The organism is Magnetofaba australis IT-1 (genome assembly GCF_002109495.1).
In the GTDB taxonomy this organism is placed as follows: domain Bacteria; phylum Pseudomonadota; class Magnetococcia; order Magnetococcales; family Magnetococcaceae; genus Magnetofaba; species Magnetofaba australis.
This window is the reverse complement of record NZ_LVJN01000020.1, coordinates 192089-212388: the sequence shown is the minus strand read 5'-3', so window position 1 is coordinate 212388 and position 20300 is coordinate 192089. Positions and strand designations below refer to the sequence as shown.

The 20300-nt window shown below is 62.3% G+C and carries 16 protein-coding genes; 2 read left to right on the top strand and 14 right to left on the bottom strand.

Annotated elements, in window-relative coordinates:
- Window positions 1-16: 16 nt before the first annotated feature.
- Window positions 17-1726, top strand: a complete 1710-nt coding sequence (locus tag MAIT1_RS13225) for a glycosyltransferase family 39 protein (protein WP_085443330.1) — start codon at window positions 17-19, stop codon at window positions 1724-1726.
- Between the two features lie 30 nt (window positions 1727-1756).
- Here MAIT1_RS13225 and MAIT1_RS13220 read toward each other — a convergent pair whose 3' ends face one another.
- From MAIT1_RS13220 to MAIT1_RS13160, 12 genes are all read right to left on the bottom strand, one after another.
- A complete protein-coding gene (locus tag MAIT1_RS13220) occupies window positions 1757-2635 on the bottom strand; it encodes a hypothetical protein (protein ID WP_085443310.1) in 879 nt (292 codons plus the stop codon).
- Window positions 2636-2795: 160 nt separating this feature from the next.
- Window positions 2796-3194 (bottom strand): bacteriohemerythrin, encoded by a 399-nt coding sequence (locus tag MAIT1_RS13215; protein ID WP_085443210.1) that lies wholly within the window; start codon window positions 3192-3194, stop codon window positions 2796-2798.
- A gap of 173 nt (window positions 3195-3367) precedes the next feature.
- On the bottom strand, window positions 3368-5194 hold the full coding sequence (gene glmS / locus MAIT1_RS13210; protein WP_085443182.1) for a glutamine--fructose-6-phosphate transaminase (isomerizing): 1827 nt from the start codon (window positions 5192-5194) through the stop codon (window positions 3368-3370).
- Between the two features lie 155 nt (window positions 5195-5349).
- On the bottom strand, window positions 5350-5733 hold the full coding sequence (locus MAIT1_RS13205; protein ID WP_085443155.1) for a hypothetical protein: 384 nt from the start codon (window positions 5731-5733) through the stop codon (window positions 5350-5352).
- Window positions 5734-5851: 118 nt separating this feature from the next.
- Window positions 5852-6235, bottom strand: a complete 384-nt coding sequence (locus MAIT1_RS13200) for a hypothetical protein (RefSeq protein ID WP_085443110.1) — start codon at window positions 6233-6235, stop codon at window positions 5852-5854.
- Window positions 6236-6368: 133 nt separating this feature from the next.
- Window positions 6369-6917: a DUF2934 domain-containing protein gene (locus MAIT1_RS13195; protein ID WP_085443066.1), complete on the bottom strand. Its 549-nt coding sequence runs from the start codon at window positions 6915-6917 to the stop codon at window positions 6369-6371.
- 401 nt (window positions 6918-7318) lie between these two features.
- A complete protein-coding gene (locus MAIT1_RS13190; RefSeq protein ID WP_085443047.1) occupies window positions 7319-8248 on the bottom strand; it encodes a 2,3,4,5-tetrahydropyridine-2,6-dicarboxylate N-succinyltransferase in 930 nt (309 codons plus the stop codon).
- A 69-nt stretch (window positions 8249-8317) separates the two neighbouring features.
- Complete coding sequence (locus MAIT1_RS13185) at window positions 8318-9901, bottom strand: response regulator (protein WP_085442976.1); 1584 nt, start codon at window positions 9899-9901, stop codon at window positions 8318-8320.
- 4 nt (window positions 9902-9905) lie between these two features.
- The gene (locus MAIT1_RS13180; protein WP_158089489.1) at window positions 9906-10655 is read right to left on the bottom strand and encodes an oxygen-binding di-iron domain-containing protein; all 750 of its coding nucleotides are present in this window, start codon (window positions 10653-10655) and stop codon (window positions 9906-9908) included.
- Between the two features lie 113 nt (window positions 10656-10768).
- Complete coding sequence (locus MAIT1_RS13175) at window positions 10769-11896, bottom strand: polysaccharide deacetylase family protein (protein ID WP_085442962.1); 1128 nt, start codon at window positions 11894-11896, stop codon at window positions 10769-10771.
- A gap of 402 nt (window positions 11897-12298) precedes the next feature.
- A complete protein-coding gene (locus tag MAIT1_RS13165) occupies window positions 12299-14326 on the bottom strand; it encodes a hypothetical protein (protein WP_085442958.1) in 2028 nt (675 codons plus the stop codon).
- Window positions 14323-15423: an SGNH/GDSL hydrolase family protein gene (locus tag MAIT1_RS13160; protein ID WP_085442957.1), complete on the bottom strand. Its 1101-nt coding sequence runs from the start codon at window positions 15421-15423 to the stop codon at window positions 14323-14325. The genes MAIT1_RS13165 and MAIT1_RS13160 overlap by 4 nt, the downstream gene beginning before the upstream one ends.
- Window positions 15424-15640: 217 nt before the next feature.
- Here MAIT1_RS13160 and MAIT1_RS13155 point away from each other — a divergent pair, with 217 nt between their 5' ends.
- Complete coding sequence (locus MAIT1_RS13155) at window positions 15641-16915, top strand: cation:proton antiporter (protein ID WP_085442956.1); 1275 nt, start codon at window positions 15641-15643, stop codon at window positions 16913-16915.
- A gap of 377 nt (window positions 16916-17292) precedes the next feature.
- Here the strand turns inward: MAIT1_RS13155 and MAIT1_RS13150 are convergent, their stop codons facing one another.
- A complete protein-coding gene (locus MAIT1_RS13150; RefSeq protein ID WP_085442955.1) occupies window positions 17293-17889 on the bottom strand; it encodes a hypothetical protein in 597 nt (198 codons plus the stop codon).
- 492 nt (window positions 17890-18381) lie between these two features.
- Window positions 18382-20268, bottom strand: a complete 1887-nt coding sequence (locus tag MAIT1_RS13145) for a penicillin-binding protein activator (RefSeq protein ID WP_085442954.1) — start codon at window positions 20266-20268, stop codon at window positions 18382-18384.
- Window positions 20269-20300: the final 32 nt, after the last annotated feature.

The following is a 20300-nucleotide window of genomic DNA, read 5'->3' as shown; positions in this document are numbered from 1 at the left end:
CCGGAGCCCTTTCGTCATGTCGCAAGACGCGCCCGCCGCCTCGCCGCTACGCCAACTGCTCGTGCTGGCGGTGATTCTGGTGATCTACATCGCCCACGGTTGGGCCATCATCAACAAACAGACGCCATGGTTCGACGAGGTGACGCTGTCGGCCCACGCCAACAGTCTGGCCATCCACGGCGACCTGGGCAGCCGCTACTGGAGCATCCCCACGCTGCCCAATGTGGAGGCCTACGCCTACCATATCATGCCCGGCTATCTGGTGACGCTGGGCGGCTGGATGGGCGTTGTCGGCAACGACATGGTGAGCGTGCGCGCCTTTAGCATCTTCACCGGGGCCCTGGGCATCGTACTGTTCTTCCTGGCCATTCGGCGATTGACCAATGCGCCCACACTGGCGCTGCTGGCCACCGGCGTACTCTCGGCGGACATTCCGTTTATTCAGTACACCACCTATGGCCGTCCCGACTCGCTGGCGTTTCTGCTGGCCATGGCGGCGCTGTGGTCGGCGCTGCGCTTTGGCCAGACCCGCGCCCCGCGACAGCTCTTTTTCACCCATCTTTTTACCTGTTTGGCCGGTCTGACGCATCCCCTGGCGGGGCTCTCCGCGCTGGCTTGGGTGTTGATCACCCACTGGCGGCAGGACGATTTCCGCCTGCCCGGCCTGCTCAAACTGGCGGCGCTGGCGCTGCTGGGCTACCTGCTGCCCGCGTTGGCGTGGTTGGGCTACATTCTGCAAAGTCCGGCGGACTTCATCGGTCAGTTCATGACCAACCAGGGCCACCACACGGCCAACGAGGGCAACTTCCTGGTCAAAGTGATCACCAACGTCCTCGGCAAATTCGCCCTCGCCTATGGACTCTCCGGCGCCGTGACCGCCGCCTCCTGGATCAAAACCCTGGCCCTGGCCAGCTATCTGGCCCTCAGCGCCACGGCTTTTGCGTTGGCGCTGCGCCAGCGCGCCTGGCGCACGCTGATCGCGCCGGTTCTGTTTGGCGGCGTCAGTCTGCTCATTATCGGCGCCATGAGCAATCCGCACAATCCGTTCTATCTGCTCTATGTGCTGCCGTGGATTATCCTCTTGGCCGCGTGGGGAACGTTGCAGTTGTGGGGCGGCGCGTGGCGGGTGAAAAACCAGCGCGTCGGGCGCTTCATCGCGCTGCTGATTCTGGCCGCGCCGCTGGGGTTGAGCGCAGCCTCGCAAGCGCGCTGGCGCCTTTCGGAGGCCATGGACAGCCATGCGCTGCTGCACAAACCGGTGGTGGATTCCGTCCTGGCGCTGCCGCTCCAGCCGCAGGACAAGGTGTTGGGTCCGGCGGCGTTCTTCTACGGGCTGGGCTTTGAAGGCCGACTCATCGCCGATGAGTGGTTTGGGTATAAGAGCGGAATCCACTATCCGCTGATCATCATTGACGCCAAGCAGTTCGAGCCGGGAACCCCGCAACCGGCGCCCAATTCGGAGGTCGCCCACGCCTGGGCCCGCCTGCGCGATCAATTGAGCCAGTACCGCCTGCTGATGCAGACCCCCGCCTATAAACTCTACGCCGACCCCGCCTGGCTGCGCCAACGGGGCGTCGCCGACCCCAATCCCGAGCAGGGCGCCGCCGATCCGGCGCCTGCTGAGGCCAACGCCGATGTGGAGGCTGAGTCCATCGCCCCCCCGAACGTCGCCGATCCCGCCGCTGCTCAGGACGCCGCCGACGCTGCGCCCGCCGAAGCGGAGTGAGCGGCGCGACCACGCGCGGCAAACAGACGCCTAGAGATCACTGAGCAGACGCCGCGCCAGTCGCTCGGCGCCGCGCCCATCCAGACGCTGGGCCAATCGCGACGGCGGCCCCATGCGACGCTCCTGCGCCATCATCTCGGCGATGGCGTCGGGGTCCCAGCGCGAGAGAATCCGCGCGCCGAACTGACCAAACGCGCGCACCGCCAGCGCCCGCTTGGGCGCGGGGTCGTACAGCAGCAGACTCATACCCGCCGCCGCCGCCGCCACCGCCGCATCGTCCGCCGCGCCGATGTAGCAGCAGGCGCGATGCATCAGATCCGGCGGGTGCGCGCCATAGTGCGCATGGCGTCGATCGCTGCCGCGCTCGGCCACGTGGGGCGCCCACCCCGCACGGGTGAACAGCGCCTCGGTGAGCAGATCCACATGGACATCCGGCAGTTGCTGCAATAGCGCATCCACCAGCTCCCCGGCCTGATGGTCCGGCGCGCAGCCGCGTAGATTCACCAACACGTTTTTGCGATTGAGAATTTTGCCATAGCGCGGCAGACGCGGATCCAGCAGCGCATAGTCCGGCCCCGCCAACAACTCGCAATAGAGGGAGTCGGCGTAGTCCACCTCTTCGCCAGAGATGTTGGGATTGATCAGAAAGTGGGCGTCCACCGGGGTATCGCCATCATCGACGATGGCGGCGCGGCGCGGATGGCGCGCAGCGTCCCAAGCGCGGGAGGCGTCCCAGTCCACCAACACGCTGTCGCTGAGCAGCAGATGCGCGCCGGGCAGGTCAGCCAGCGGGTCGGGCCAGGGTTCGACATCAAACCCGCGTTTGCGCGCCAGCGGGGCGGCATCGGCGTCGGAGAGGTGAAACACGCAGCGCGCGCCGCGACGCTGCAGCGCATCGGCCAGAATCATACAGCGCCGGAGGCGCTTTAATCCGGTTAACGGGCCGCAGTCAACCAGCACGCGAACTTGAGGCAGTTGCACCATGCCGGTCAGAATAGACCGCGCGCCAATTGGCGTCTACTTCTGATTGCATCGCCAATTGAAGGGCGCATGCGCCTCCCCCCATATCTCACGCCGTCGCCTTGGGCAGCGCCGCAATCAACTGCATATCCTCATGCAAGGTGTGGCCAATAAACCAGAAGTAGAGAAAATCGATAAAATCATCCGCCGACATCTGGCCCGATTTCAGTTTCTCGGCGTTATAGCGGCTCTCCGCCAGCAGCTCCGCATGGCGCTCCTGATGCAGCAGCCACGCCTCGTGGGGCGCCGCACGGGTCAAATTCTCCTCCGAGGTGAAATGGAAATCGGCGTACTTGATCAACTCCCGGACCAGATGCGCCTGATGCTCCGCGCTGGTCGCATCGTTCAACTCCGCGTGGATGCGCTGAATCAGATCGACAAAATAGTGGTGCTGCAGATCGATCGCTTCATGCCCGGTCTCGAACCGCTTTTGCCAGAGAATTTCCATGGGATGACGTCCTGAAAATAAATGAGAATGTCATCTCAGACTATCCGATCGCACCGCTTTGGGCACGCGCAATTCCCAAACACAGGCCGATGGAAAACAAAAAAACGGATGGGCGTCGCCCATCCGTTGATTCAGAACCTTTTGTGCGCATAGGCGCCTGACGCAGGTGGGCCCTACTCCACAGTCACCGATTTGGCCAGATTGCGCGGCTGGTCCACGTCGGTGCCTTTATGCACGGCAATGTGATAGGCCAGCAGTTGCAACGGCGTGACGTAGAGAATCGGCGCAGCGAATTCGCCGCACGGAGCGATGCCCACTTCAAAGTCCGCCGCCACCCCGGTGGACTCGCCTGCGGTGTGGATCATCACCACGCGGCCGCCGCGCGCCTTGACCTCTTCAACATTGCTGATGGTCTTCTCATGCAGACCATCCTTGGGCGCCACCACCACCACCGGCAGCTCCTCGTCGATGAGCGCGATGGGGCCATGCTTCATCTCGCCGGCGGCGTAGCCCTCGGCGTGGATGTAGGAGATCTCCTTGAGCTTGAGCGCCCCCTCCAACGCAATGGGGAACTGGGCGCCGCGCCCCAGGAACAGGAAGCCGCTGGCGTGCATCAACTGCCGTCCCACCTCCTGCAGCTTGTCATCGTGGGTCAGCACCTGCTCGATGCGCGCCGGGATCTGCAGCAGATCCTCCACATGGCGGCGCTCATCCTCCGGGCTCAACTGCCCGCGCGCCTTGGCCAGCGCCAGCGCCAAACAGGCCAGCACTGTCAACTGGGTGGTGAACGCCTTGGTGGAGGCCACGCCGATCTCCGGCCCGGCCAGAGTGTAGAGGGTGGCGTCGGCTTCGCGGTCGATGGTGGATTCGGGCACATTGACCACCCCCAACACTTGTTGCCCCTGGGCCTTGGCGTGACGCAGCGCCGCCAGGGTGTCGGCGGTCTCGCCGGACTGGCTGATGACGATCATCAGGCTACCCGCCGCCATGGGCGTATTGCGGTAGCGATACTCCGAGGCCACGTCCACATTGACCGGCACCCGCGCCTGCTGCTCGATCCAGTATTTGGCCACCATGCCCGCATGGTAGGAGGTGCCGCAGGCAACGATAGTCACCGCCTGCACCGCCGCCAGATCCAACCCCACCGCTGTCTGGCTCACCGAGATGGTGCGATCGGCCGCATGGATGAGATTCTTGAGGGTCTCGCCCACCACGGTGGGCTGCTCGTAGATCTCTTTTTGCATGTAGTGGCGATAGGGCCACTTCTCGGTGACGTCGGCGCTGACCTGGGATTGCTTGATCACCCGCTCCACCGGATTGCCATCCAGATCGGTGACGGTGACGCCATCCTTGGTCAACACCGCCATGTCATCGTCAAGCAGATAGAGCATGCGACGGGTATAGGGCGCCAGCGGGGTGGCGTCGGAGGCGATGAAGTTCTCCCCCTCGCCCAGGCCGATGAGCAGCGGACTGCCGCGGCGGGCGCAGATGAGCATATCCTCACGGCCCTGGATCAGAATACCCAGGGCGAACGCGCCGTGGAGCTGCTTGATGGCCGCGCGCACCGCCGCCACCGGATCATCCGGCTGCGCCGTCAACGCCTGCTGAATCAGGTGGGGGATCACCTCGGTGTCGGTCTCCGACTGGAAGGTGAATCCATCCTGCTGCAGTGCGGCGCGCAACTCCTGATAGTTTTCGATGATGCCGTTGTGCACCACCGCCACGCTGCCGCTGCGATGGGGATGGGCGTTCTGCTCGGTGGGGGGCCCGTGGGTGGCCCAGCGGGTGTGGCCGATGCCCACATAACCGGTTTTGGGCGAAGCTTTGAGGCTCTCTTCCAGATTCACCAATTTTCCCATGGCGCGGGCGATATGCACAGCGCCCTGATGCCCCACGGCGATGCCTGCAGAGTCATAGCCGCGATACTCCAGGCGTTTGAGCCCCTCCACCAAAATGGGTGTGGCGTTGCGTTCGCCAATGACGCCGATAATCCCACACATACATCGCTCCCATCGAAATAGTGCGCCGCCACATCAGATGCGGCAACGGTCCTGGCGTGCGCCAATATGCTGCTGTTGTCTCGTGCAAGGGGGGTTGTGTCAAGGGTGGCGGGCATTTGCGACGGAGTTCTACGCCACTGCTTGGTCCACGAAAATCAATCCGTCAAATATTCGGACAGATCCACGCCCAGATAATCCGACGCCGCCGCCACCGTGCAGAAGTAGTTCATGGGGTGTTTGTCATCCTTGACCTGTTCATACTGCGCCGCCAACGCCGCCTCGCGCGGCGTCTCCACCAGCAGCGCCCACCTGCCGGTGACGATGCGCCGGTCTGCATTGAGTTTATCAATGCGTTTCAGATCGGCGGGGCTGATACGCATTTTGGCCCGGCGCATGTCGCCCACGCCGGAGTAGTCCGGCGCATAATCGGGGTTGGCGGCTAACCCCAGATGCCACCCTTCCAACTCCGCGTAGTCAATTTCGCCGATAAAGTGCGCAATAACCAAACGCTGGGAGAGATCAATTTCGTAGCGAATCACACCGCACCCACACAATGAATTGTTGAAGTGTCAACAATTTACCAGGATGACATCTATGAGAAAAGGTAAAACGCCGGATTTGATTTCGCGCGGTCAGAAGCGTCGCCGCCCCCCTTGGTTAATCGCGCAGATACTCAGACAGATCCACGCCCAAGTACTCCGACGCGGCCCTCACGGTGTTGAAATAGCTCAAAGGATGCTTGTCATTCTTGATGTGGATGTACTGCGCCGCCAACGCCGCTTCGTGGGGAGAGTTCACCAACAGCGCCCACTTGCCGCTGGGCATCAGCCGCTCGGCGCTGATTTGATCAATGCGCTGCAGACCTTCCGTAGTGATGCGCACGCTGGCGCGGCGGAAGTCCGCCACACCAAAAAAATCCGGCGCGAAATCAGGCGTGGCGGAGAGGCCCAGCTGCCACTCTTGCAACTCTGCATAGCCGATTTCGCCGCTGAAACTGGCGACGATCAGACGCTTGGAGAGATCAATTTCCGTGTGAACCATGCCGCCCCTGAAAGAATAATTGTTATTTCAACAATAATCTAACAGAATGGGGGGGTACATAGGAAAGAGAATAATGCTGGGCTCCGCTCCAGATTTTGCCGAAGCGGAGCCCACATTGTGTCGCATTAAAGCGTTAAGCGCGCGCAGGGGATTTGCGCGAACGACGCGTGGTCGTGGTGGTTTTCGCCGCAGGCTTGGCCGCAGTCGCGGCGGGCTTGGCTGCCGCTTTGGCCACAGGCGCGGCGGGCTTGGCTTCCGCTTTGGCCGCAGGCGCGGCGGGCTTGGCTGCCGCTTTGGCCGCAGGCGCGGCGGGCTTGGCTGCCGCTTTGGCCGCAGGCGCGGCGGGCTTGGCTTCCGCTTTGGCCGCAGGCGCGGCGGGCTTGGCTTCCGCTTTGGCGCTGGCGGCCTTCTTCGCCGGAGCCGCCTTGGCGGTCGTCGTTTTCTTCGCCGGAGCCGCCTTGGCGCTGGCGGCTTTTTTGCTCGGCGCGGCTTTCTTGGCTGGAGCCGCCCTCTTGGCGGCGGCCTTTGGCGCCGCCTGCTGAGGCTTCTCCTCCTCCACTTTACGCAGGGAGGCTTCGGCTTGCGCCCAAAGCTCGGCGTCGCGCCCGTCCGGGCAACCCGCCTCCTGCCAAAGATAGTAGGCGGCCTGTTGAATATCTTCGTGTGTAATCGTGCCTTGCATCGTCCGCAACTCCCAGTGGCGACCGTCCGTCCACGCTCATCTCCGGCGCGGTTTGCGGAACAGTCAGTGACCAGATCAATGGCCGCGTCCAGCTGCGCCCCCCAGCGCATCGCCTTGGCTAACCAACTCGCATTTTGCCTGAGTTAACGCCCCCAATGGGAGGGAATAATGTCGCTCAGGAAAAAAAAGCGTCACAAACGCACTCGGCCAGTGCATTAAGATGGCGCAGTGCTGTGCTTGGAGAGGACTGTACGCTGCAAAAGAATCCAGGAGAAGTAATATTCTACGAATTGATGTGTATCATTCTCTATTCCACACATTTATCTGTAGAATAGCCTCCCGTGACTGATTGCCATCGTGTCAGGCGCCCACGGAGCCCTGCACGCTTGGGTGCGGCCACGCTACATCAAGTCGTCGCCCAAACGCTCAAACAGCTTATTGATGTAATCACGCGGGTGCGCCCCTTCGGGCCGGTAGGAGACGATGTGCGGCAGCACCAGACCCGATTTGCGGTTGATGCGATTCATCACCACCGCGTTGGCGGGCACCAGACCGCGAATCACCCGACCACGGCTCAAATCGAGGATGGGCGTAGCGCGTTCAATGGCCACCTGATTGACCAGAATCGCCCCGCGCTGCACCACCACCCCCGCCGCCACCTTGCAGTGGGAACCGATGTAGGCTTCATCCTCGACGATGGCCGGGAACATCTCGATGGGACTCAAGCCGCCGCCCACATGGGCGTTCTTGGAGACGGTGACGCGGGCCCCCACATAGGCGCAGGCGCCCACGGTGGACCAGTCGTCCAGCACCGACTTTTCGCCAATCTGCGCGCCGATCTCGGCAAAGCAGGGGTTGAGCACCGCGCCGGGAGCGATGTAGCACCCCTTCTGCGCCATAGCGGGCGGGGTGACGCGAATGCGCGCCTTCTCAAAACAGGTTTGGGTGAAGTTGGAGAACTTCAGCGGCCAGTTGTCAAAGTAGCGTCCGCGCCCGGGGACCACCTGGAAATCCTCATCGCCGGGCAGATCGCCCATGAGCTGATTGGGCATCAGGCGACCATACAGGATGATCGCTTTTTTCAGCCACCAGTGGGTGATCCAGCCATGATGCGCCTCCGGATCGCGCTCGTTGCGCTCCACCACCCGCAACACGCCGTCATCGAGCATGGGGATGATCTGCCGAATGGCGTTGGGGGTCCCGCCAATGGCGTCGGGGGTGATGCGCTCACGCACCGGCCACGCCGCCTCGATCTGCTGCTTGAGCGCGGTAAAATCGGGCTCAGGCGGATTGGGCGGGGAGAGATCGAATTGCGCGAGGGATTCAGACATAAGTGGGTATCCATACAACGGCTGGCGGCGCCGCGGGTTAGCCTGACACGCACACAGGCGTGCGGTCGGTTACCGTCCCGGGCTCTCCGGCGCGGCGTGGTCACGAGCGATATTGAGCCACCGCTCCATGGCTTCGATTAAGGTTTTCTTGCCGATGGGTTTGGTCAGATAGTCATCACACCCGGCGGCGAAGCCGGCGGCGCGATCCTGCTCCAAGCCATGGGCCGAGAGCACCAACATCGCCTGTCGCGCCCAACTGCGTTCGCTCTCAATCCGGCGGATATGGCGCATGGCGGTCAGACCATCAATCACCGGCATCTGAATATCCATCAGAATCAGGTCGAACCCCTGCGCCTGCTCCACCTGCTGGAGCGCCTCCTCGCCATTGTAGGCCAGGGTCAGCTTGCAGGGGAACTTGGACAGATACGCCTTCATCAGGAAGATGTTCTCTTTGCAATCCTCCACCAGCAGCACGTTGGGCAGCGTCGGCTGCGCTTCGGGTTCACTCGCCTGTGCGCGACACTCTGGCGTAGACGGTTGCGGCGGCGTATTGGCGGCGTCCGCTCCCGTTCGCTCGGCGGCTATCCGCTTATCGGCCAGCATATAGGGCAGCGCCACGCGGAACGCGCTGCCCTGGCCTGGTTCGCTATTGGCGGAGATCACCCCCTTCTGCCGCTCCACCAGACTGCGGCAGAGACTCAAACCCATGCCCAAGCCCTGAAAATTGCGCGTCAAACCACTCTCAAGCTGCTGCAACGGCTGGAACAGGGTGGCCAGGGCTTCGCGATTGATGCCGATGCCGGTATCGCGCACGCTGAGGTTGAGCACGCCGCGACCGCCCTCCTGGGGGCGCCAGTTGAGCGTCACGCCCACCGCGCCAGAGTCGGTAAACTTGATGGCGTTGGAGAGCAGCCCCTTGAGGATGATGTAGAACACCCGCGAATCGCCGCTCACCAGGGCTGGCGCTTCGCTGCTCCAGAGGACGGAGAAATCCAGCGACTTCTCGCCCGCCCACGCTTGAAAATCCTGGTGAATCTGCCGCGTGATCTCAGCCGGTGAGAAGATTTTGGGCGGCGCATTGGGATCCTCACGTCGGGCCACATCTTCATCAGTGAAGATGAGGATGCTCTCGATCACCTCCAACAAGGTGCGACACGATTTGCGTTGCGCATCAATCCACGCCATCTGCTGGTCGGACTGCGTCTGCTCAGCCAGCAGATCCGCCATGCCTTGGATGGTGTTCATGGGGGTCAACAACTCGTGACTGACCATGGACATGAAGCGGCTCTTGGCCATGCTGGCGCGCTCGGCGCGCTCCTTGTGCACCAGCAACTCGCGGGTGCGCTCAAGCACGCGCTGCTCCAACTCAGCGTTGGCGCTCTCCAGGCGGTGGCGCTGCTTGTCGGCGTAGGCTTTCTGTTTGGCCAGCTCCTGGGCGTAGTCGTCGCTCTTGCGCCGCCGCATGTCAATCTCAAACAGCGTCTCGCTGAGCATTTTCGAGCGCACCTGCGACAGGTAGCTCTGCGCGCGCATGTAGAGGGTCTTCTCCATCAACTTACGGTTGACCTGGCGCACCGAGAAACCCGCCGCATGGGCCCAGCTGTAGTCTGTGCTCTCATTGATGAACTGAGGCTTGTCGTCGCGCCAAGTCACGGGTCTACTCCAGAATGTCCAGACCGCACGGCAGGTCGGTCAAAAAGTCGATGGCCGCCTGCACGTTGTCCACCCCGTCAATCACCGAACCGTGCTGCGGACAGATGCGCTGGGCGTGGTACTGCCCGAGGATCTGCATGCCGCGTTTGAGGGTGGCGTTGTTGGGCATGGTGGTTTGATGCCAGGGGGCCATCAAATCATGGTAGTGCGCAGGAGCAAACAGGCTCCAGGCCGCGCCGCCTGCGCCGTCAACGCCGCCGAACAGATCGCTGGAAAAGAGCGTGTGCGATTTATGGTCATACAGCACCGCCGCCCCCGGCGAGTGCAGATAGGGGGTGGGGATGAATTCAAGAATACGACCGCGCTCGGTGATGATGCGATAACCGATATCCTCAGCAGAGACGATCTGCGATTTAACGCCGTAGTATTTGATCAACCACGCTGTGGTGGGGTGGGCGGCGATGATCAGATCGGAGCGTTCAATGACGTCCTCCATCACCGGCAGATTGCCGCACACGTCGGGATCCTGATGGGTCACCACGATGGTGGAGATGCGATGGGGATCGATCACCTCGATGATTTTGCGCGCCACCACCGGAAAGTGGGGGATGGAGCCCGGATCGATGAGCACCGCCTCCTCGCCATCGAGGATGAGGTAGGAGTTACAGTGCACCGAGGCGGCCTCATCGTGGATGCCCACCCAGATGATCTCATCGGTGACCGGAACTGGACCATTGTAATCAAATTGGCTCACGCCCCGACTCCCTCTGACGCGACAATGCGTCAACAGCGTGTTGGATCCTGCGTTTCAGCTGAAAAAATCGGAAAATTGCGGCAAATTCTATCACGCTCCTTGGCGCAAAACCATCACTGCCCCGGCTTGTGCAGGAGCATTTGCGCTGATTGTGCAAAAGTGTGACAGCGCAACGCCGAACCATAGCGGCGACGCAACCCCCGGTGGAATCTCTCCAACGCGCGCAGATGGCGCCCATGCAGCCCTTTGGGGTGGCAATTGAGGGAGAGGAAAACCGGCTCCTGCGCCCAATTGCGCGTCGCCAAATAGGCTTCCGTCACCGCCAATAGCAGCTCGGGATTCTCCTTCAACTCCAAGCGGGCAAAACGCTGATTCATCACGGCGTGAAAATTCCACCATGCCTGTTTGAGTCGTCCCGGCGCGGCGCGTTCCGCTGCATCGCCCTGGGCCCCGCCGCCCACTGGCCAGCCCCGAGGCGAATCCGCCTCTTGTCCGCCCAAGAGCGTCTGCATGGCGCGCCGCAGCGCAGCGCGCCACAGCGCCCGGCGCGCCACAGCATCGGGCAAGGTCGCCGATGCGATGGGGATCTCAAATAGCCCCGCACCCGCTTCGGCGGCGCTGTTCAGCCCCGCTTCGGGATCGACCCAATACCCGGCCTGGTCGGCAACCTGGCGAAAATCCACTCGCGCGTCGCGATAGCCGGGGATGACGCTGGAGTCGATGCGCAGCCCCGCTTGCGCCAGCAGCGCCAGGATCTCCCGTTCGTACGGTTGCAGCGCATAGCCGCCAGCGCGAAACGCCACGCAGGCGTAATCGGGATTCACCGGTTTGAGCAGGCTCTCCAGGTCGTCGCGACAGCGCGCAATCAGCCCGCGCGCCTCCTCCAGAGCAATGGCGGAATCGTTATCGAGAGTTCCCAGGGCATAGCGGTGGGGCGGAAAGCGGAATCCAGGCCCGTCACGCTCAGTTTGCGACCAGTGGGGGTGCAGATGGGCCTGGGCGTCGTGTCCGGCGGCGACGGCGGCGCGCAGTTGCGCCTGCACGGCGTCCACAAACGCCGTCTCGCCCCACTGGGCGTGGCGACGCAGACATTCGGTATCCACGAACAGGGTTAGGGGGATATCCAGATCGTCACAGCGGGCCAACAGCTCAGCGGTGGGCGCGACCATGACCTGCTCGGGCGGCAGATGGTTGCCGCCGAGAAAGAGTTCATAGTCCGCTGAGTAGTGAAAATAGATCACGCCAGCCCACCAGAATCACGATCAACGTTGCTCCCGTACAGAGCGGGATGCGCGCACGGAGCCAACGAATGTCAGTTGAAATCAGAATCGGACAGTTTGGGTATTGGTCATGAAAGATATCGAGGGCTCCGCCCTCGAGCTCCCAAGATCAACAGCCACACCGTGATTCGGGCCATCCATGGCCCTCACCCTACGGGCTCGCTGTGCGAGTCCGATTTGGCAATCCCGCCAAATCGTGGGCTCCGCCCTGGATTTGTCCCCATTGGCGCTGGGGGCCCAGCCCCCGCCGCCGACCATTCGGCGGCCAATAGTCAGCGCAAGCTCCACCTGCGTCACGCAAACATTGGCCGTTTTGTGCAGTTCTGGTTGCGACCCGCTCTATTCGACTCCCCATGCGGGAAGTTACTGCGTCCCCGCCATCCAGAAGCGATCCCGCGCATCGGGCCGCTGGGCGCGCAGACGCACGCCATGCAGCTGCATCGGTCCCTTCTTCACCGTCAACTCCACCGCGCGCATCTGTGTGGGATCGGCCAGCAGACGCCACAGGGTGATGCGGCTGGGCTGTTCATCGGCGTAAGCCAGCCCCAACGGCGTGGCGCGCCCCTGGGCATCAATCAAGCGCGCCTCAAGGAATCCGGTGAGCTGGCGCTTGTCCGACCCCGGCGCCGAGAGACGGAAAGTCCAGGTCAGCAACGCGCCGCCGCCCTGCGCGCCATCTGGACTCCACGTCGCCAACTGCCGCGCCAGCAACAAGGGGTTTTGCGCATCATCGCCCACCGCATCGATGCGCAGCGTCTCCCCCCGCTTCAGCGTCAACGGCGATAGCGCCGTCGGCGTGCGCAGAGTGCGCAGCGCGCCCTCCGGCGATTGCAGAATCCAGGCCGCGCCCTGTCGGCTGTTGAGCGCGGCGTTTAATGAAACCTCTTTGCGCGCCAGCGGCTGCGCATCACGCCAGAACACATCGGTGAAGCGTCCATGATTGACATGGCGCTGCACCATCGCCTCGTTGTTGATGGTCTGCAGCGGCCACTCATAGAAGGGGTCGTGGATGAACTTGGGCTGACGCGCATAGTAGTGGATGCGCCGCCAGTCGATGATGCGATAGGCGGGGGCATCGGTCTGTTGGTCGATCTTCAGATGCCGCCACCCTTCGCTTTGAGGCAGAAACAGCTTGGCCATGCGCGCGCTGGAGGGGGCCATGATCACGTTCTTGGGCGCGCCGATCTCGGCTTGATGGCGTTTGATGGCCGCCGCGCTGGCGGTGTAGTAGTCGGCGCCGTTGCGCGCCAGATGGCGGTGCTGGCTGATCACGGTGAGGTTGAACAGCGCCAGAATCGCCGCCACCGCCGCCACCCCCTGGCGCAGCCGTCGCCAGCCCAGCGCCCACAGCGCCAGCGCGCCTTCGACAGCGGCCAGATAGAACAGCGGCGCGCAGGTGGCGTAGTAGCGCACCTTCTCCTGCATGATGGGCGCGGGCGGATCAAACCGCGTCACGCCAAAGGCGATGCCGCCAAAGGCGAAAGCCAGCGCCGCCGCCTTGATGCGCGCCGCCGGGTCGCCGCGCCAGCGCCACAGCCACCACAGCCCGCCCAGGATCCCCAACAGATGCCAGAACACCTCCGCCGAGCCGGTGATGCGCAGCATCCACGGATAGCGGATCAACATGGAGGCCCAGGTCTGCTGCTTGAAGAAGACGTTGGAGGCCACATCGCCGCCATAGCCCAGCACCACCTTGAGGCGGATCAGCGGATCGCCATACTCCCACTTGAGCCACAGCGCCTCCGCCGCGCCGCCGATGGCCAGACCCAACAACAAGCCCAGCAGCAGACGCCACGGACGCCCCGCCACCCAGAGGATGAAGGGAACCGCAAACCAGTAGAATACGAAAGTGACCCGCGCGCTCAGAGCCGCCCACAGCAGCAATCCGGCGAGAATGCCCATGGCGCGGGTGGTGCACTCGCACTCCGGGTCACGCCCGGTCTGGCCGCTGCGGATGCCCGCGCCGTAGCCCAATGCGCCCAACGCGCCCAACGCCAGGCCCATGCCCATATTGTCGGGCAGCAGGCGGGTGTCGGTGAGGATGAAGATATAGCTGCCCGCCCACAACGCCAGAGTCCACGGCAGCGCCGCCGCCGGGGCGTAGACGCGGGTGAACAGCACCAGACCGAAGTAGCCCAGCGCCGCCATCAGCGCGGCGGCGGCGTAGAATCCGGTGAGAGTGTAGCCGGTGAAGTGGGCGGGAATTTCAGCGACCAGACGCACGATGCCGCGCAGGCTGTTGTGGCTGGTCTCCGCCGGACCCGGCGTGTTGACCATCTGCCAGTAGCTGACGTCGTCGCTGTTAACCGGCTCCTGATAGAGCCAGATGCGCAGCCCGGCGCCGACAATCAATATCAGCACAATCCAGCCGATCTGGGCGGCGCGGCTCATGGCGCGGCCTCGCCGCGCAGGTGGTCGGCGATCCACTGCGCGGTCATGCGATTGCCAGCCGCGCTCATGTGGTCGTGGTAGAGGGCGGCGATGGCGCCCATGCCCTGTTCGCGCCACACCTTATGCAGCATGGGGTAGCTATCGAGCACATCGGCGCCGGTCTCGGCCTCTTCCACGCAGCTCATCACCCGGCTCATGGCGGCGACGGAGGCGGCGTCCTGATCGGCGTCGGCGGTGGTGGCGCCGCGTTCGAGCTTGTCGCGCAGGATCACATCCTTGAGTTTGTACTGCACGATCAGATGGAAGGTGCGTCCAGCCTGTTTGGCGGCGCGGGCGGCCTCCACGATCACCGCACAGGCCACCTCCGGCCCCTGCTCATGGGCGTTGGCGTGGGCCTCGCCCCGCTGCAGGGCGATGCGGGTCTGAATCTTCTCCCACAGCGCCGTGGGGCTGGGCAGCGCGCGCCACAACAGGCTATGCCGATCCATAAAGCTCAGCGTCTCGGTGGGATGGGTCGGCGGCGGGCCGACGTTGAGCGCCTCGGCATGCCACGCCAGTTGGCCGTTTTCCAAGCTGTAGTAGGGTTTGGGACGCCCATAAAAGGCCTTGGCCTGAGTGCGCCACAAGTCGGTGGGGATCACGCCGAACAGAATCCCCTGCGGCGCCGCGCCATCCTGTTGCAGCAAGCTCTGCAAGCGACGCCCGGCCTGCCCCACGCCATAGCCGCACACGCCGCCGTTGCCCACTCGCTGGCCCAACAGTGTCTCCAAATAGGCGGGCCATGACTCACGATCGCCCACCTGATCGCCAAACGTATAGCTGTCGCCCACCGCCAGATAGGCGGGGGAGCGCTCATCCCACCCGCCCTCGTTGCGGCGCAGGCCGTCGGCGCCAATGGCCACCGGCGCGCCCTCGCCATTGATCCCTTTCAACCCGGGCAGAGGCTTCCAGCCCAGGTCGGGATCAAAGCGGTTGCCGCAGTCGATGCGCGGCTGCGCCGCGTCGTCGCCCACGCCCCACAGCGGCGCGCCCTTCCACAAGCGATAGGCGCCTTCGGCCAGCAACAACGCGGCGCTCAGCGAGATGCCGATGGCCACACCAGGTATGATCGCACGCGGGTTCAAATCGTCACCTCTGGCAATGCTTCCTGAACAAAAGATCCCCTCTGCAAACGCCTCCAGTATGACCGGGAAATCCCTCTCGGGCAAAGCGTGGGGCGCAATCCCTATTGACGCGCCTCCCCAATTCCCGTCAAATACGCATTTTTCGCGCATTTGTTGCGTCTGAACACTGGCCGTCCATAAGGATATTCCCATGGAATTACAATTTTACTACACCCTCATGGCGGGCGCGGGCATTCTCCTGAGCGTGCGCCTGATCTCGCGCTATATCCGCGTGCCCGAACCCTTGCTGTTCATGATCGTCGGCGCCGGCTTCGCCGCCACCGGCGTGATGAACAAGGACAATCACACTTTGGAGGCGCTCTCCATGGTGGCCATCACCCTGGTGATGTTCCACACCGGCTTGGGCGAGTCCAGCGTTTCGGAATTCTTCCGCAGCGTGGTCAAGAACATGCGCGTGGCGGTGGTCGCCGCCATGGGGCCTTGGATCGGCGCCTTTGTAGCGGTCAATTTCATCCTCGGGCTGACCATGCAGGAGGCGGTGGTGGCGGGCGCGGTGTTCACCGCCACGGCGCTGCCGTTCACCCTGGGGCTATTGCGTTCGCGGCGACTGATCAGCAGTCCGGCGGCCAAGTCCGCCATTGCCGCGGCCACCACCGATGACGTGCTGGCCTCGCTGGTGGGCACTTTCACCGCCATTCTGCTGGCGGCGGCGGCGGGCGGCGGCGAGAGCGCCAGCGCCAGCGCCGTGGCCATGGAGGTGGGCAGCAAAGTGGGCATGGTGCTGCTCTTCTTCGGCCTGATCTTCCTGCTCTCCTGGCTCATCGACCCCAAGCCTCACCGCGACGGTTTTGTGGATCTGCACAATTTCACCCGCATCTTCTATGAGCATGGCATCACCCCCTCCTTCATCATTCTGATTTTGGCGGTGGTGATCTTCTTTGGCGAGGTGGTGTTCCACGTCCACTACGCCATCTCCGCTCTCATGGTGGGGATTCTGTTCAAGCGCGATCTGTTCTACAACACTGAGAAGTGCCGTGAGGATCGCCACGCCCCCACCTTCGACAACTTCGAAGCCACGTTGCACCCCATTGTGCACAACATCGAGCCCTTCTTCTTCCTCTATCTGGGGCTGCATCTGGACGTCACCCTGCTCACACCGGCGGCGATTTGGGCGGGCTTTGTGATCTTCGCCCTGGTGGCGGTGATGCAGTACATCTCGGCCTACTCCTCGGGCCGCTGGGTGGGGTTGGATCACGCCAATGGCAAGTTGCTGGGGGTGTGCATGATGCCCCGGGATGTGATCGCCTTTGTGGTGCTCTCCATCAACGCCGATGCGTTGCCGGATGATTCGGTGCTGTTCTTGGCCTGCATCATGGCTATTGGCTTGTTGAACCTGGCCACGACCGTTGGCTTGCTGCTGTTCAAGCCGGGGGATGACGCCCCGGACGAGGCCCACGGGCACTGAGTACACAAGGGGGCGGCTGAAATCAGCCGCCCCTTTTTCGTTTGCCCGGGCACGCACGATGGAAAACTTGGCCGCCGACTGGTCGGCGACGGGGTCTGGGGGCCGCTGCCCCCAGCGGGGTGTGGGGCGGCGCCCCACGGTGTGGCAGTGTCTTTTGCCGTTTCCCCATTGAAGAGAGTGTGAGCCAGTAGGAAGTTAGAGAAAAGCACGAAACGGTGAGCCAGCAAGGAGGCCGTCGGGGAAACGGCAGGTGAGCAGGCGCAAAGCGCCGTCGTCCGCAGGACGGCGAACTGCTGTAGAATTCGAATCTTGGGAAAGTTAATAGAGTCTTTGCGGGCGGGAATAAAATAAATCCTCCCTGAATTTATTATTATTTTTCACTCAAAGATGTATTTACTGACATCTGCGACATCCCCTTCATAACAAATGAATTCTGCATTGCTTTGCATGAAGTGTATTTTACTTTTCGTATTGCATGCTTTCGTGAGTGCTTCATTCGATCTTGCTTTAGCGCGCTTCATAATTTTTTCTTTATTTAGATATCTTGTGTAATTCACATCATTAAATATATCACGTGACCATTTCTTCCAGTACCTCTCGTACTCACTTTCAGCAGCCAGATAACGTGCATACAGCCTATTATAATTGTCCAAGTCTTTTCTGAATATTGCCAGCCAGTGATTTGCTCTCAATTTCATTTTATTATATTCACTTTTCATAACTCTTTTATTATGTTCAAAATCCGCCTGATATTTCATTATCTGATCAGTCAGATTATCTAAGTCAGACGTTTCTCTTACAGGGATCTTCTGATCTACTTTCCTTGTATTACGTTTTGGCGTTTCACTTGATTTACAACGATCGCTTCTCCAAACGACTTCACCTGTCGCCTTGCTCTCGCATTCAACAACTATTGCCTCTGCTGACTTCAGAGGGAAGTAAATATAAATCATAATATCAATAATTGTCTTCATTACCATCTACCCCTGAATAGCACTCCTCCTATCAGCATTTCAATTATTTATAGAATTATTAGATTATATTGAGAATAATTTTTCGAGCTCGTCACTTATTTTCTTCGGTGGGTGCTGAAATCTGCAAATCAGGGAACTCCCTAAAATTAAACTAAAATTCGATATTTAGTCACTACCACTGTAACATTTAACTCAAACACTTTTTGACTTTCTCATGCTTCAAGTTTTAGAGCAGTTCGCCGTCCTGCGGACGACGGCCCCTCCGGGGCCTGCTCACCTGCCGTTTCCCCGACGGCCTCCTTGCTGGCTCTCTGCTTCGAGTGTCCACCCACCACCACTGGGTCGCACTCTTTTTGCGGGGAAACGGCAAAAGACTACTGCCACACCGTGGGGCGCCGCCCCACACCCCGCTGGGGGCAGCGGCCCCCAGACCCCGCCGCCGACCAGTCGGCGGCTACCTTGGCGGCTCCGTGCTGGCCTTGAATTCTGCTCTTATCCGCCGCTTGTGGGCTGCGGGCTTGTCGTCGCCTGCGCCTCGGCTTTGGGCTTGGCGGGCGCATCCAACGGCGCGATCCCCTCCTCCTCCACCTGATACAGCGTAAAGTCCCGCGCGCTCCGTCCATCCGCGCCAAAACGCAATCCGCCCAATGCGCCGCTAAAGCCCGCATCGCGCAACAATAATCCAGTCCAGCCCTGGGTGGTCTGGGCCTGCGCCATGCGCAGTTCGCGGAAGCTCTGCGCCGCCACCGCCACCGCATCATACGCCAGCGCCGCCAGATTCGACGGACGCTCGCCCCACGCTTTGCTATAAGCGGCGTGGAACGCCCCCGCACGCGCCTCATCGGCGTCAGGGAACACCGCGCCCTTCAGATACTCCGCCCCGGCGCTCAAAAGATGCGGACTGTTCCACCCCACCGCGCCCAACAGCGCCGTCTGCGGAATGTGAATGTCGTAGAACGCCAACTGCGGCGCCATCAGACGCCCATGGGCCGCAGAACCGGGCAGATAGAGCGCGTCAAAGGCATACCAGGGCGGAATGTCGTCAACCTCTTCCGTCTGCGCCGAATCCGCCGGATCCAGCGCCTGGGCCTTGCGCGCTGTGCGCATGCGCCGCGCGATGGCCTCTTTATCAATATGGCCCAACTGCTTGAGCCACGGTGAGAAGTCACGGGTATCGCGGGGAAAGTAGTCCGGCCCCACCACACCCGCGCCCAGACGCTTGGCCTCATCGGCAAACGCTTCAGCCAGCATGCGACCCTGTTCGCTGTCCGGGGCGAGAATCGCCACGCGCCGCCGCTTATCGCGCTCGATGGCGTAACGGGCCATATCCCGCGCCTGCTGCTCGGCGTTAAAGGCGTTCTGATACAGCAGACGTTGGGTCTCGGGATTGTCATCATCGAACACGGTCAGATCAGGGCGCGGGTTGAGCGGCATGATGGGAATCGCGCTATTGACCGCCAACTCCACCGCCGCCCGCGCCGGATCGTGGAACAGCGGGCCGACGATGGCGTCCACCCCGGCTTCGATCAACTCCGTGGCGGCGGCCTGGGCGGCCTGGACATCGCCAGCGGTATCCCGAATCAACAAACCAATGCCCGCATCGGCGTAGTCCCGTTGCGCCAGTTGCGCCGCGTGCAGCAGGTTGCGCCCCAGCGCCTCATACTTGCCCGAGAGCGGCAGCAGCAGGCCCAACGTGATGGCCGGTTTGCCCTCGGGCGGATTCAACCGTTTGCGCGCCTCGCGCTGGAGCGGCGTCCAACCGCTCTCCTTGGCCGCCTGTTTCCACATCTGCTGCGCGCCAATGCCATCCTGTTCACGCCACAGGGCGTCACCCAGCGCCAACGCCAGATAGGGGCGCAGCAACGGACGTTCGCCGGGCTGAATCGACATCAGATGTTGCAGCCGCTTGGCCCCGCCCTGAGCGAAGACGCGCACGGCGGCGGCGGCCTGGGCGTCGTTGAACTGGGCGTCGGTGGGGTAGCTGTAGAGCAGCGTCATGGTGTCTTCGACGCCGCCCCGTTGCAGATATTGGCTCAGATAGCGGCGCCACGCCTCGTCTTCGCCCAACACCTCGGGAATGTAGGTGGGCGGAGCCGGAACCCGGCGCACGCCGCCCTCTTCAGCAGGCTGTTCTGCGGCGGCGGCTTCGGCGGCTTTTTTCTCCTCTTCGATCTTCTTGGCCAGCTCTTCGGCGGCTTTTTTCTTCTCGGCGGCCTTCTTCTCCGCCGCCTTGTCGGCCTCGGTGCGCACTGGGGCGGCTTTCTTCTGCTCCTCGCTGCCTGTGCCGGGGAGTTTCACATTGACGCAACCGCCCAGCACAACGATGCTCAGGAGCACGATGGGGACGACAATCAGGGTGCGCGCGCGCGACAAGCCCATGGCGTTGACCAATCAATAATAAAGAGAGTTTG

What these genes read in the sequence shown, in the direction of transcription:
- MAIT1_RS13190 (WP_085443047.1), bottom strand. Translation starts at nt 8,248, where the DNA reads ATGTCTGAATCCCTCGCGCAATTCGATCTCTCCCCGCCCAATCCGCCT.
- MAIT1_RS13155 (WP_085442956.1), top strand. Translation starts at nt 15,641, where the DNA reads ATGGAATTACAATTTTACTACACCCTCATGGCGGGCGCGGGCATTCTC.
- MAIT1_RS13165 (WP_085442958.1), bottom strand. Translation starts at nt 14,326, where the DNA reads ATGAGCCGCGCCGCCCAGATCGGCTGGATTGTGCTGATATTGATTGTC.
- MAIT1_RS13150 (WP_085442955.1), bottom strand. Translation starts at nt 17,889, where the DNA reads ATGAAGACAATTATTGATATTATGATTTATATTTACTTCCCTCTGAAG.
- MAIT1_RS13195 (WP_085443066.1), bottom strand. Translation starts at nt 6,917, where the DNA reads ATGCAAGGCACGATTACACACGAAGATATTCAACAGGCCGCCTACTAT.
- MAIT1_RS13225 (WP_085443330.1), top strand. Translation starts at nt 17, where the DNA reads ATGTCGCAAGACGCGCCCGCCGCCTCGCCGCTACGCCAACTGCTCGTG.
- MAIT1_RS13220 (WP_085443310.1), bottom strand. Translation starts at nt 2,635, where the DNA reads ATGATTCTGGCCGATGCGCTGCAGCGTCGCGGCGCGCGCTGCGTGTTT.
- MAIT1_RS13145 (WP_085442954.1), bottom strand. Translation starts at nt 20,268, where the DNA reads ATGGGCTTGTCGCGCGCGCGCACCCTGATTGTCGTCCCCATCGTGCTC.
- glmS (WP_085443182.1), bottom strand. Translation starts at nt 5,194, where the DNA reads ATGTGTGGGATTATCGGCGTCATTGGCGAACGCAACGCCACACCCATT.
- MAIT1_RS13215 (WP_085443210.1), bottom strand. Translation starts at nt 3,194, where the DNA reads ATGGAAATTCTCTGGCAAAAGCGGTTCGAGACCGGGCATGAAGCGATC.
- MAIT1_RS13200 (WP_085443110.1), bottom strand. Translation starts at nt 6,235, where the DNA reads ATGGTTCACACGGAAATTGATCTCTCCAAGCGTCTGATCGTCGCCAGT.